1 pseudogene is annotated in these 216 nt (G+C 66.7%); it reads right to left on the reverse strand.

Features of this window, described 5'->3' with window-relative positions:
* Positions 1–113: pseudogene (locus H6B10_RS19250) on the reverse strand (hypothetical protein); the annotation flags it as partial.
* Positions 114–216: the final 103 nt, after the last annotated feature.

Here is a 216-nt window from a genome sequence, read left to right on the forward strand (position 1 = left end):
TCCAGCGGCAGGAAGGTGGCGCGGCCTGCCCGTTCCTCTTTCAGGAACGCGATGGCGGCCCGGGCGCAGCCCTGGTCCTCCACCACGATATTTTGCAGGGCAAAGCCCAGCGCCAGGCCGAGGAAACCCAGGCCAACGCAGACAACGCCGAAGCGGAGAAAGCCCGGGCCACCCGTCGCTTGCAGGAAGCCGAGGAGGCTGTTACCCGCAATGACA

Source organism: Gemmiger formicilis (genome assembly GCF_016901605.1).
Taxonomy (GTDB): Bacteria; Bacillota; Clostridia; order Oscillospirales; family Ruminococcaceae; genus Gemmiger; species Gemmiger formicilis_B.